Source organism: Cellulomonas fimi, from assembly GCF_028527925.1.
Taxonomy (GTDB): Bacteria; Actinomycetota; Actinomycetes; order Actinomycetales; family Cellulomonadaceae; genus Cellulomonas; species Cellulomonas fimi_C.
This window is the reverse complement of the sequence record NZ_JAPESW010000072.1, coordinates 1-12,627: the sequence shown is the minus strand read 5'-3', so window position 1 is coordinate 12,627 and position 12,627 is coordinate 1. Positions and strand designations below refer to the sequence as shown.

Below are 12,627 nucleotides of genomic sequence, written 5' to 3'. Positions count from 1 at the left end.
GCCCCCACCCGTCCCCACCGACGACGACACCCGCGCGCAGCGGCGCGTCGACTTCGACCCGGCGGTGCACGGGTTCGCCTTCCCGAACGCGTTCGTCGACGAGCTCATCACGCTCCCCAACGGCACGACGATCACGACGGCGGGCCGCTGCGGCGGCATGTCGTACGCGGCGCTCGACTACTTCCTCTCGGGCCGCCCGGTGCCGCGCTGGTCCGCCGACCTGTACGCACCCGACCGGGTCCCGCCGGACGAGAACTGGCTCGCGAAGTACGTCCACGACCGTCAGCTCCAGTCGTTCCTCACGGGCTCGGCGACGAAGTTCCTCACGTGGACGCTGCACTCGGACGACGAGACGTGGGTGTTCAAGGGCGTGAGCCGCTGGACGAAGGAGGAGGAGGTGCCGCGGGTCATCGCCTCGATCGACGCGGGCCGTCCCGTCGTCCTGGGGCTTGTCGTGGCGCGGTCGCTCGCGAAGGTCGGCGACAACCACCAGGTCGTCGCGTACGGGTACGACGTCGACCGCGCGACGGGCCGCGTCGCGCTCCAGGTCTACGACCCGAACTCGCCGGGCCGCGAGGTCGTCTTCACCTCCGAGCCGGGGCAGAAGGACTGGTCGGCGTCGAACGGCCGGCGCTGGCGCGGGTTCTTCGTGCAGGACTACACGCCCAAGCCGCCGCGCGTGCTGACCCGCACGGCGCCCTCGCGCGACCGGCAGGTGAGCACCGGGGACGTCGTCAAGCTGTCGCACGTCTGGACGGGCCGCTCGCTGCACTCGCACGGGCTCGCGTACACGCACCCGGGCACGTCGGGGCAGCAGCAGGTCACGGCGTTCGACGGGTCCGACGACAACGACCTGTGGCGGCTCGCTGCGCCGCACGGCAACGCGACCGCGGTGGGCGACGGGCACGCGCTGCGGCACGGCGACGGGACCGGGGGGTGCGGGTCGGGCATCGTCGGGTCCTTCGTCGGCCGCTCGGGCCCTGTCGTCGCGCGGTGGGGCGGGCGGGCCCCGGCGGACCTGCCAGCACCCACCCTGGCACCGTGCAGGAGCGCGCGCCGCCGCAGCTGATACGGCGGACGGGACGGCCCGCTGCGTGCGGACCGTCCCGTCGGGGCCGTGCGTGCCGGCGGTCGGGCCGGCGTCGTGCGCGAGGACTACTGGCCGATGGCCAGCTTCACCTCGTCGGTGAACTGCTTCGCGGCCTGCTCGGGCGTGAGCCGCTTGAACAGGACCTCCTCGTTGATGCGCTTGGTGATGCCGGCGACCTCGCCCGCACCCACCGGCGGCACCACGGGACCGTCGACGATGTCGCCCTCGAGGCTCGCGAGGAACTCGGCGGCCTGCTTGTCGGTGTCGTTGAACTTGTCCTGCACGGCTGCACGGACGTCCGTGTTGGCGGGCAGGCCGCGGTCGGACAGCAGGATCTCGCCCGCGGCCGGGTCGTTCAGCAGGAAGTCGACGAGGAGCGTGGCCTCCTCCGGGTGCTCCGACTTCGCGGAGACGGAGTAGAACATCGCCGGCTTGAAGTACATGCCGGTGCGCTCCTCCTCCGACTCGCCGGGCACGCGCAGGAGCTGGAGCTGGCGGCCCGACGCGGTCGTGATCGCGGTCAGCTGGTTGGTCCAGAACCACGCCATGGCGCCCTTGTTGGTGCCGACGAGCGACTGCTCCGGTCCGCCCGCGTCGGTCTCGACCGTGAGGGCCGCGTCGGGGGTGCCGCCGCCGTCCTGCAGGTCGAGCGAGTACTGCCACCAGTCGGCGAGCGTCGACTCGTTGTAGCCGACCTCACCGTCCTCGTTGTAGAGGGACTCGCCACGCTGCCGCGCGAAGATCGAGAAGCCGGGCTCGTTGAACCCGTAGTCCTGCGCGCCGTAGACCGCCTTGCCGGTCTTGGCCGAGATCTCGTTCGCGATGTCGACGTAGTCCTCCCACGTCCACGTGGTGTCGTCCGGCATCTCGACGCCCGCCGCGGCGAAGGCCTCGGGGTCGGCGACGATCGCGTACGCGTTGACGCCCGTCGCGACGCCGTACAGCGCGTCGTCGATCGTGCCCGACTGCAGCACGTTCGGGTCGATCTTCGAGGTGTCCAGGCCCAGCTCGTTGAGGTCGGCCAGCACGCCCTGCGACGCGTAGTCCGCGAGGTAGCGCTCCTCCTGCGTGATGACGTCGGGGGCGTCACCGCCGGCCACACCCGTGCTCAGCTTGTCGAAGTAGGAGTTCCAGTCCGTGTAGTCCGGCACCACCGTGATGTGCGGGTACTTCTCGGTGAACTTGTCGAGCACCTGCTGCGTGAGCTCGTGGCGGGTGTCGGAGCCCCACCACGAGAAGCGGATCTCGACGGGCTCGGGCGGGCCGGACGAGGTGGCCTCGGCGGCGGGCTCGTCGGACCCGGCGCAGGCGGTCAGGGCGAGGGCCCCGACGGCGAGCAGTGCAGCGGACCGCAGGACGGCGGTCCGGCCGCGGAGGGCGGGACGGTGGCGCATGGTTCTCCTTCGTGACGAGGACGTCGGTGTGCTGGTCACTGCGGCCGGGCGCGGCCCGGGTGCTACTTGATGCCCGTCGTCGCGATGCCCTTGACCAGGTACTTCTGGCCGAGCAGGAACGCGAGGAAGACGGGCAGGAGGGAGACGATCGACATCGCGAACATCGGCCCCCACGAGCTCTGGCCCGTGGCGTCGATGAACGTGCGCAGCGCGACCGGTGCCGTGTACATGTCCGGTCTCGTGAGGAAGATCAGCTGGCTGAAGAAGTCGTTCCAGGTCCAGATGAACGTGAAGATCGCGGTCGTCGCGAGGGCCGGCATCGACAGCGGCAGCATGATCTGCAGGTAGATGCGCCCGTGCCCGCAGCCGTCGAGGCGCGCGGCCTCGTCCAGCTCCTTCGGGATGCCGCGGAAGAACTGGACCATGAGGAAGATGAAGAACGCGTCCGTGGCCAGCAGCTTCGGCACGATCAGCGGCAGGAACGTGTTGATCCACTCGAGCCGGGAGAACAGCACGTACTGCGGGACGATGATCACGTGGAACGGCAGCATGATCGACATGAGCATGATCGCGAACCACAGCTGCCGGCCCCTGAACTGCAGCCGGGCGAACGCGTAGGCCGCCATCGAGCAGCTCACGAGGTTCCCGACGAGCGAGCCGAGGACGATGAGCGCCGAGTTCAGCAGGTAGCGACTGAACGGGTACTGCAGCGCGTTCCACCCCGCCGTGTAGTTGGTGGTGTCGATCTCCGACGGGACGAGCGACACGTCCCGGAAGATCAGCTCGCTCGGCTTGAACGAGCTCACGAGCAGCCAGATCAGCGGGTACAGCATGACCAGCGCGAGCGCGATCAGGCCCACGTGCTTGAGGAGGGCGCGCCAGCGGGACGGCCAGGGGGAGCGGACGCGGAGCGCCGGGGCGTCGGTGCCGCCGTGCCGGGCGTCGGCCCGCGAGGCGTGCACGCCGGCGGCGGGGTCGGGGCGCATCTGGAGGTCAGTCATCACCGTAGAAGACCCAATACTTGGAGGCGAGGAAGTTGAGAGCCGTCATGGCGGCGACGATGAGCACCAGCAGCCACGCCATCGCGGAGGCGTAGCCCATCTGCAGGGCGGTGAAGCCCTTCTGGTAGAGGTAGAGCGTGTAGAACATCGTCGAGTCGGCCGGTCCGCCGGTGCCGCCGGAGACGACGAACGCCTGCGTGAAGCTCTGGAACGCGCCGATGACCTGGAGCACGAGGTTGAAGAAGATGATCGGCGTGAGCAGCGGGATCGTGATGCTGCGGAACTGCCGCACCTTGCCGGCGCCGTCGATCGACGCGGCCTCGTAGTACATCTCCGGGATCTGCCGCAGGCCCGCGAGGAAGATGATCATGGGCGCACCGAACGTCCAGACGTGCAGGGCGACGAGCGTCCACAGCGCGGTGTCGGGGTCGGACACCCACCCCTTGCCCTGGACGCCGAACAGCGCGAGGAACGCGTTGACGAGGCCCTCCGCGCCGAACACCTGCCGCCAGAGGATCGCGACGGCGACCGAGCCGCCGAGCAGCGACGGCAGGTAGAACACGGAGCGGTAGAACGACAGCCCGCGCAGGCCGCGGTCGAGCAGCATCGCGAGCCCGAGGGCCACGATCAGCTGCAGCGGGACCGCCGTCAGCACGTAGGTGAACGTGACCTTGAGCGAGTTGAGGAGCCGGGGGTCCTCGAACATCCGGGTGTAGTTCTCCAGCCCGATCCACGTCGGCGGCTTGAGCAGCCGGTACTCCGTGAAGGACAGGTAGAGCGACATCACCATCGGCCCGACGGTGATGAGGAACAGCCCGAGGAACCACGGCGCCAGGAAGACCGCGGCGACCTTGCCCTCGCCCCGTCCGGTGACGCCGCGGGCCGCGCCTGCGGCTCCTCGTCTCCCGGTCGTGCGCCGGAACTCACTTACTACCGACATGCGTCGACCACCTCGTTGTGCATCGGCGTTGCAGCGGGAAACCGGTTCCCGATTGGGTACCGTAGCACCGGCCGAGCACCTTGGGAACCGGTTTCCGGTGGTGTATGTTCGGCCACGAACCGCACTCGGGGGGTCCAGCGACGCGTGCCCCGCGGGCCGGACGGGAACGACCCGGTGGAGGGCTGCAGTGACGCAGAACGGGTGGGCGCGCACCGCGCCGACCATCGCGGAGGTCGCGCGCATCGCGGGGGTCTCGCGCGCCACGGTCTCGCGCGTGATGAACGGCCGGACGACCGTCGACGCCGAGCTGGCCTCCCGCGTGCGCGAGGTCGCCGACCAGCTCCACTACCGGCCGAGCAACGTCGCGCGCAGCCTGTCGCTGGGCCGGACCGAGACCGTCGCCGTCGTCGTGCCCGACCTCGCCAACCCGATGTTCCAGCAGGTGCTCCGCGGGGTCGCGTCCGCCGCGTCCGAGAGCGGCTACCGCGTGCTCGTCGCGGACACGGCCGAGGACAGCGTCGACGAGGAGAAGGTCGCGCTCGACGCACGGCTGCGGTGCGACGCCGTCGTGCTCGTCTCCCCGCGCATGCCCGAGCCGACGCTGCGCGCGCTGCTCCCGGAGATCCAGCCCGTCGTCGTGGTCAACCGCGCCCCCGACGGCATCACCCCGACCCTCGGCATCGACTACGCCGACGGCATCGAGCAGATCGTCGACCACCTCGCGCGGCTCGGGCACCGGCACCTGCTCTACCTGGCCGGCCCGACGAGCAGCGCGTCGCACTCCGCGCGGCTCGAGGCGCTGCGCGTCGCCGCCGCCCGCCGCGAGGACCTGCGCCTGTCCGAGATGCCCGCCGGGTCGTCCGTCGACTCCGGGTACGCCGCCGCGCAGGACGTGCTCGCGTCACGCGCGACCGCCGTCGTCGCCTACAACGACCTCGTCGCCTTCGGCCTGCTCGCGCGGCTCAACGAGCTCGGCGTCGCCGTCCCCGGCGACATCTCCATCACCGGCTTCGACGACATCGAGCTCGCCCGGTACGCGACCCCGTCGCTCACGACCGCGACCGTCCCGCAGGTCGAGCTCGGCCGCCTCGCGTGGGAGCACCTGCGGCGGTCCGCCGCGGGCGAGGACGTCGACCCCACGCCGCCGCTGATCCGCCCGCTGCTCGCCGTCCGCGCCAGCACCGGGCCCGTGCCGCCGGCCGTGCGGCTGCGCCGCCGCACCCAGCCCGTCACCGACCGTCCGGGAGAGCCGCACGTGCAGTCCGCCCCGCGCTGGACCACCGACGGACGTGCGCACGTCCTGTCCGCCACCGTCCGCACCGGCGCGCGCCCCGGTGCCGCGACCCCGCTCGCGCGCTACGAGCCCGGTGACACGATCCCGCCCGTGCACTCGCCGCGGCCGTTCCTGCACCCCGTGCACACCGCCGCCGGCACCGCGCTCACGCAGACCAGCCCCGTCGACCACCGGCACCACTACGGCGTCTCCGTCGCCGTGCCCGTCGTCAACGGCACGTCGTACTGGGGCGGCCGCACCTTCCTGCGCGACGAGGGACCCACGCTCCTGCCGAACCACGGCCGCCAGGTGTCGACCGGCGTCCGGCTCGACGACGACGGCTCCACGCTGGTCGACGACGTGCTGTGGCGCGACGAGCGCGACCGCCCGCTGCTGCGCGAGGACCGCCGGCTGAGCGCCCGCGCGCTGCCCGACGAGCGCGGGTGGGCGCTGCGGTGGACCACCGAGCTGCGCGCCGAGCACGGCGACCTGCGGATCGAGAGCCCCGCGACCAACGGCCGGCCCGGCGCCGGGTACGGCGGGCTGTTCTGGCGGCTGCCGTCCGCCGACCTCACGACGGTCCTCGGCGAGGGGCTCGTGGGCGAGGAGGCCGTGCACGGCAGCCGGTCGCCGTGGCTCGCGTTCGTGCAGCGTCGGGAGGCGCGGACGACGACGCTGCTGCTCGTCCAAGGCGTGGGCGAGGAACGGCCCTGGTTCGTGCGCGTCGCCGAGTACGTCGGGGCCGGACCGGCCCTCGCGTGGGACGCACCCGTCGACGTGCCCGCCGGCGACGTCCTGCGGGCCGGGCTCGCCGCCGTCGTGGTCGACCGCGCCCTCACCCAGGACGAGGCAGCGGCGCTCGCCGGCGAGGTGTGGGCGTGAGCGCGTCCGCCGTCGTCGACCCGAACCGGGCCGAGCGCACGCCCGCCGTGGCGGGGGTCCTCGCGTGAGCGCGCCGGCGGCCGTCGACCTCGCGCGCGTCGCCGTCGTCGGCGTGCACGGGCACGGGGCGTCGCACGTCCGGCGCGTCGCCGCGCTCGCCGCCGACCGGCGGGCGGTGCTGTCGGGGGTCGTCGACCCGCGCCCCGTCGACGGCGTCACCGACGTCCCGCCCGGGACCGCCTGGTACCCGTCGCTCGACGCGCTGCTCGAGGTGCAGCGGCCCGACGTCGTCGTGCTGTCCACCCCGATCCCCACGCACCTGCCGCTCGCGTCCGCCGCGCTGCGCGCGGGGTGCGACGTGCTGCTCGAGAAGCCGACGACCGCGTCGCTCGCCGAGCACGAGGCGCTGCTCGCCGTCGTCGAGGAGACCGGGCGGCGGTGCCAGGTCGGGTTCCAGACGTTCGGGTCGGGCGCCGTCGACGAGGTCGTGCGGATCGTCGCGTCCGGCGAGCTCGGCGACGTCCTGTCCGTCGGGGCCGTCGGCACCTGGGTCCGGACCGTCGCCTACTACCAGCGCGCCGCGTGGGCCGGGCGGCGCACGCTCGACGGGGTCGAGGTCGTCGACGGGGTCGTCACCAACCCGCTCGCGCACGCCGTCGCGACCGCGCTGCTGGTCGCCGGGGCGCGGACCGTCGAGGACGTCACCGACGTCGAGGTCGACCTGTTCCACGCGCACGACATCGAGGCCGACGACACGTCGTCCGTCGTCGTGACCACCCGCACCGGCCAGCGCGTCGCCGCCGGGCTCACCGTGTGCGCCCCCGAGCGCACACCCGCGCGCGTGCTCGTCACCGGGACGCAGGGCTCGCTCACCCTGTTCTACGAGCAGGACGCGATCGAGGTGCGCTCGCCGCGCGGCACGCGCCGCATCACCACCGGACGCGTCGACCTGCTCACGCAGCTGCTCGACGCCCGCCGGTCCGACGACGTGCCGCTCCGGTGCTCCGTCGCGGACACCGGCGCGTTCATGCGGGTGCTCGAGGCCGTGCGCACCGCGCCCGACCCGGCGGCGATCGGCGCGCAGCACGTGACCTGGCAGGGGAGCGGGCCGGACGCGTGGCCGGTCGTCGCCGACGTCGCCGCGTGGTGCGAGCGCGTCGCCGCCGAGGGCCGGACGTTCACCGCCCTCGGTGCGCCCTGGACCGGAGGCGCCTGAGCGCGACCGCGACGCCTGGGACGAGCGCGTCGTTCGTCGCCCTGCTGCTGGTCCGCCTGCCGCCGGCCGCCGGCCGCCGGCTCGAGAGAGTGCGACATCCGCTGGTCGGCGCGACCTGCATGTCGCACTCCCGGGCGGAAGTCGCACCTCGGTCGACGGAGGCTCGCTGCGAGGGCAGCGTGCGCCGCACGTCGCCGTGGCGACCGACCGTCCCGTCGTCCGACCGGGCCGAGGGCGCGCCATCCGACCGGGAGCGTCGCACGTCGCCGCCTGGCGTCGACCTCGCATGCGGTCCGAGGGCGCGCCACCCGACCGGGCGCGTCGCACGTCGCCTCTCGCGTCGACCTCGCACACGGTGTCGTGCCGACGCGTGACGGGGTGGGCGCGGTGCGCGAGGATCGCCGCGTGAGGCGGTGGGCCGGAGGCGGCGCCGTCGCGGTGCTGGTCGTCGCGACGGTGGTCGCCGGCTGCACGGGAGACGGCGGGCGCGGCGCCGACGGAGCGTCCGCGTCGACCGGCTCGCCGTCCCGGGGTGCGTCCGCGGGGGCGCTGCCCGACGACGTCGCCCGGGCGCTCGCGGTCGAGATCCGGCAGTCGCGCGCCGACTGGGGTCGGCGGGTGGTGCAGGTCCGCGTCGCGAACACCGGGACGGTCGACGTGACCGTCGAGCGGGCGACGCTGCACTCACCGACCGTCGAGGGGGACGCGTCGAGCGACCGGGGCCGCGAGGTGCGGGCGGGCGTCGACCGCGACCTGTCGGTCCAGCTCGGCGATCCCGTCTGCCCGGTGACGCGCGGTGGCGCGGCCGCCGCCGACGACGCGACGGGTGCCGGGACCGACGGTGCGCGGGTCGAGCTCGACGTCGTGGACGCCGACGGGCGTGCCGGCACGGTCGTCGTGAAGCCCGAGGACCCGCAGGGGCACCTCGCGCGGATCCACGGCGAGGACTGCGCGACGCTCGCGGTGGCGGCGGGCGCGCGGCTCTGGGTCGACGACGACCTGCCCCAGCACCCGGACGGCGGACGCCTGGTCGGGAGCCTGACGCTGCACGTCGAGCCTGTCGCGGGTGGTCCGAGGGTCGAGGTGTGGCAGGTGGACCGGACGAACCTGGTGATCCCCGCGGACCTGACGAACGACTGGCCCGTCGCGGTGGACACCGCGGCGCTCGACGGCGGGACGGCGGTCGTCCTGCCGGTCGTGCCGAGCCGGTGCGACCCGCACGCGGTCGCGGAGGACAAGCGCGGCACGTTCTTCGGCGTGCACGCGCGCGTCGACGGCGTCGAGCAGCCGGTGTTCTACGTGCCGTCGTCGGACGCGCTGCGAGGGTCGGTGTACGACCTGGTGGCGGCGTCGTGCGGGTGGGAGACGGACTGACGGCCGAGGTCACGCGGACGGGTGAGGCGGACCGGTGCGGCAGCCGCCGCCTTGACGGCCATTCGGGTGAACGGACAGGATGACTCGCGTCATCGCGCTTACCTGCCTGTCAGTAACCAACGACGGTACTGATCGGGCTCGTCGGCGAGGTGGCGCGGCATCACCGCAACCCGCGGTCTCCGGGCACCGTCGCCCGGTCGCTGCGGGACGCACCGTGCCGGCGAGGGTCGTCGGCGCGGCAGCACGACCCGCCAGCCCTCCCCCCGGAGCGCCCACGCGAGAGGGACCCGTCCTGGACCTCTCCATCGCGCCCGGCCACGACGCGACGCCCGCGCGGCGCAGCGCCGTCGGCCGAGTGACACGTGTCATCGTCCGACCGAGCCGCGCGCCGGCACGGTCGGACGCCCGTCGACCACCCTCCCCGGAAGGTCATCGCATGCGCATCGGCAGACTCAGAACCCTCCTCGGCGTCGTCGCCGCGGCCACGCTCGCCGTCCCGCTCACGCTCACCGCCACCACGGCAGCCCAGGCCGTCGGCCCGTCGGTGCTGCCCGTCACGGTCACCAACAGCACCGGTCGCGGCGACGCGGTCCACCTGTACGTGCTCGGCACCAACCTCGCGACGGGGCGGCTCGGCTACGTCAACGCGGGCGGCACGTTCACGCCGTGGCCCGCGGGGTCCAACCCGCCGTCGCCCGCTCCGGACGTCTCGATCGCAGGTCCCGCCAACGGCAGCACGCGGACCATCAACGTCCCGCGCGGGTTCTCCGGGCGCATCTACTTCTCGATGGGCGCCAAGCTGCCGTTCTTCCTCACGCCCGACGGGCTCGTCCAGCCCGCGCCGTGGGCGGGCGGCGACGCGAGCCGCGACGTGCTGTTCGACTGGAGCGAGCTCACGTACAACGACGCGGGGCTGTGGCTCAACAGCTCGCAGGTCGACATGTTCGCGATCCCGCACGCCGTGACGGTCACGGGTGCGAGCGGCGCGACGAAGCGCACCGGCGACGTCGTGGCGAACGGCCGCGACCAGGTCATCAACGCCCTCAAGTCGCAGCCGGGCTGGTCGGGCTCGGTCGTCACGCGGTCCGACGGCACGGTGCTGCGGGTGCTCGCGCCCGGCAAGGCGGCCGCGGCCGGCCTGCTGAGCGCCACCTACCTCGACCCGTACATCACCTCGGCGTGGAACGCGTACACGTCGAAGACGCTGACCGTCGTGCCGTTCGGCGACCAGCCGAACCTCAAGTACTACGGGCGCACGAGCGGGAACGTCATGCGGTTCACCAACGCGTCGGGCGCGCAGGTCGCGTCGTTCAGCAAGCCGAGCAGCGCGGACGTCTGGGGCTGCGACGGCGCCCTGCACGCGCCGAACGACCAGGTCGTCGGGCCGATCGCCCGCACGCTCTGCGCGGCGCTCAACCGCGGCACGCTCGGCACGATCGACACCCAGCCGAGCACCAACGCGGCCGACTTCTACACGAGCAACCCGACCAACCAGTACGCCAAGGCGATCCACGCCGCGATGGCCGACGGCAAGGCGTACGCGTTCGCGTTCGACGACGTCGGCGCGTTCGAGTCGCTCGTGCACGACGGCGACCCCCGCGCGGCCGGCCTGGTCCTCAGCCCGTTCACGGGCGGCGGCACCGGGGGTGGCGGGGGCGACGGCGGCGGTTCGACGACCGCAGGCGCGCTCGTCAACGGCAACGGCCCGTGCCTCGACAACGACAACCGGAGCACGGCGAACGGCAACAAGATCCAGATCTGGGGCTGCAACGGCACCGTCGCGCAGCAGTGGACCTTCGTCGAGGCTGGCAGCACGCTGCGCGTCCAGGGCAAGTGCCTCGACATCGCCGGCGGGGGGACGGTCAACGGCACGAAGGTGCAGCTCTGGGACTGCAACAGCACCGGCGCGCAGGTGTGGATCCCGCAGTCGAACGGGTCCTACCGCAACCCGCAGTCGGGTCGCTGCCTCGACGTCCCGAGCGGGTCGACGACCTCCGGCACGCAGGTGCAGATCTGGGACTGCAACGGCACGGGTGCGCAGCGGTGGACGCTGCGCTGACGGTGCTCGCGCGCGCGACGTCGGGGAGGGCGTCCCGCTGAGGGCACGCACCGGCGGCCACCGGAAGTGGACCGCCGCGTCGATCAGGAGGCTGTCCCGCGTCGCCGCGGGGCAGCCTCCTGCGCGTCCGCCGGCGGATGCGCTCCGGTGCGCCGGGACGCGGGCGACGGCACGGCCCCCCGCCCGCGGCACTCGCGGCCGCTCGTGCGTGCCCTCCGAGGAGAAGGTGCGACAACGGCTCGAGAGCGCGACACGGATGTCGCATCCTCGAGCCGTTGTCTCTCCCGGCGCCCAGAGGGAGGCCGGATGCCGCAGCGGCGAGCCGTCGTCTCCGCCCGGAGGGGGGCGTGGTCGCCGACGCCGGCCTCGCGCCGCGAGACGGCGCGGTCGACCCGCGCCGCGACGTCAGACGCGGACGACGACCTTGCCCCGGACGTGGCCGGACGCGCTCGCCTCGTGCGCCGCGGCGGCGTCGGCGAGGTCGAACACCTGGGCGACCTCGACGCGCACCTTGCCGTCGTCGATGAGCGCGCCCAACGCCGCGAGGTCCGCGGAGTCGGGGCGCACCCACACGTAGTGACCGCCGAGCTCGTCGCGCGCCTTCGCGTCGACGATCGAGGCGATCGTGCCGCCCGCACGCAGCAGCGCAGGGGCCGTCTCGATCGCGTCCGGGCTGCCGTAGTCGAGCACCACGTCGACACCGTCGGGCGCGACCGCACGGACCCGCTCGACCAGACCGTCGCCGTACGTCACGGGCTCGGCGCCGAGGGTGCGCAGGTACTCGTGGTTCGACTCCGACGCGGTCCCGACGACCGTCGCGCCGAGCGCCTTCGCGATCTGCACCGCGAACCCGCCGACGCCGCCCGCCGCGGCGTGCACGAGCACCGTCTGGCCGGCCGTCACACCGCTCCGCTTGATCGACTGGTACGCCGTGAGTCCGGCCAGCGGCACCGCGGCGGCCTCCTCGAACGACAGGCTCGACGGCTTGGGCGCGAGCGTCCGGACCGGCGCGGACACGTACTCGGCGAACGTCCCGCCGTGCACGAAGTCCTTGCGGACGTAGCCGAACACCTCGTCGCCGACCTGGTACTCGGGGGTGTCGAGGCCGACCTTCTCGACGACACCCGCGACGTCCCAGCCGGGCACGACGGGGAAGTGGACGTCCATGATCGGGTCGAGGTACCCCTGCCGGACCTTCCAGTCGACCGGGTTGACCGACGCGGCCCGCACGCGGACCAGCACGGTGTCGGCGCCGACCTTGGGGGTCGGCTGCTCGGTGAGCTCGAGGACGTCGGCGCCGCCGTAGCGGGAGTAGGTGATCGCACGCATACGAGTCCCAGCACCACCCCCGCCACCCCTATTCCACACGCCCCGTCGCCGTCGCCGACATCACACCCC

At 73.3% G+C, this 12,627-nt stretch carries 9 protein-coding genes; 5 read left to right on the top strand and 4 right to left on the bottom strand.

What is annotated here, in order from left to right; all coding sequences use genetic code 11:
- Positions 1-1,069, top strand: a 1,069-nt coding sequence (locus OMK64_RS19000) for a hypothetical protein (protein ID WP_272729925.1), incomplete at its 5' end; no start/stop codon positions are given.
- Positions 1,070-1,155: 86 nt separating this feature from the next.
- Here OMK64_RS19000 and OMK64_RS18995 read toward each other — a convergent pair.
- The 3 genes from OMK64_RS18995 to OMK64_RS18985 all read right to left on the bottom strand — a co-directional run bounded on the left by OMK64_RS18995 (position 1,156) and on the right by OMK64_RS18985 (position 4,425).
- Positions 1,156-2,484: an ABC transporter substrate-binding protein gene (locus OMK64_RS18995; protein WP_272729924.1), complete on the bottom strand. Its 1,329-nt coding sequence runs from the start codon at positions 2,482-2,484 to the stop codon at positions 1,156-1,158.
- Between the two features lie 62 nt (positions 2,485-2,546).
- Complete coding sequence (locus OMK64_RS18990) at positions 2,547-3,485, bottom strand: carbohydrate ABC transporter permease (protein ID WP_272729923.1); 939 nt, start codon at positions 3,483-3,485, stop codon at positions 2,547-2,549.
- Complete coding sequence (locus OMK64_RS18985; protein ID WP_272729922.1) at positions 3,478-4,425, bottom strand: carbohydrate ABC transporter permease; 948 nt, start codon at positions 4,423-4,425, stop codon at positions 3,478-3,480. Before OMK64_RS18985 ends, OMK64_RS18990 begins: the two co-directional genes overlap by 8 nt.
- 187 nt (positions 4,426-4,612) lie before the next feature.
- On the opposite strand from OMK64_RS18985, the gene OMK64_RS18980 reads away from it, so the two are divergent.
- The 4 genes from OMK64_RS18980 (at position 4,613) to OMK64_RS18965 (ending at position 11,229) form a co-directional block, all read left to right on the top strand.
- Positions 4,613-6,580, top strand: a complete 1,968-nt coding sequence (locus tag OMK64_RS18980) for a DUF6807 family protein (protein WP_272729921.1) — start codon at positions 4,613-4,615, stop codon at positions 6,578-6,580.
- Between the two features lie 64 nt (positions 6,581-6,644).
- Positions 6,645-7,796 carry a Gfo/Idh/MocA family protein gene (locus OMK64_RS18975; protein ID WP_272729920.1) on the top strand — a complete coding sequence of 384 codons (1,152 nt, stop codon included), beginning with the start codon at positions 6,645-6,647 and terminating at the stop codon, positions 7,794-7,796.
- Positions 7,797-8,201: 405 nt separating this feature from the next.
- Positions 8,202-9,170 (top strand): hypothetical protein, encoded by a 969-nt coding sequence (locus OMK64_RS18970; protein ID WP_272729919.1) that lies wholly within the window; start codon positions 8,202-8,204, stop codon positions 9,168-9,170.
- Positions 9,171-9,606: 436 nt separating this feature from the next.
- Positions 9,607-11,229, top strand: a complete 1,623-nt coding sequence (locus OMK64_RS18965; RefSeq protein ID WP_272729918.1) for a beta-1,3-glucanase family protein — start codon at positions 9,607-9,609, stop codon at positions 11,227-11,229.
- 405 nt (positions 11,230-11,634) lie between these two features.
- On the opposite strand, the gene OMK64_RS18960 is transcribed toward OMK64_RS18965, so the two are convergent.
- Positions 11,635-12,558 (bottom strand): NADP-dependent oxidoreductase, encoded by a 924-nt coding sequence (locus OMK64_RS18960; protein WP_272729917.1) that lies wholly within the window; start codon positions 12,556-12,558, stop codon positions 11,635-11,637.
- Between the last annotated feature and the right edge of the window lie 69 nt (positions 12,559-12,627).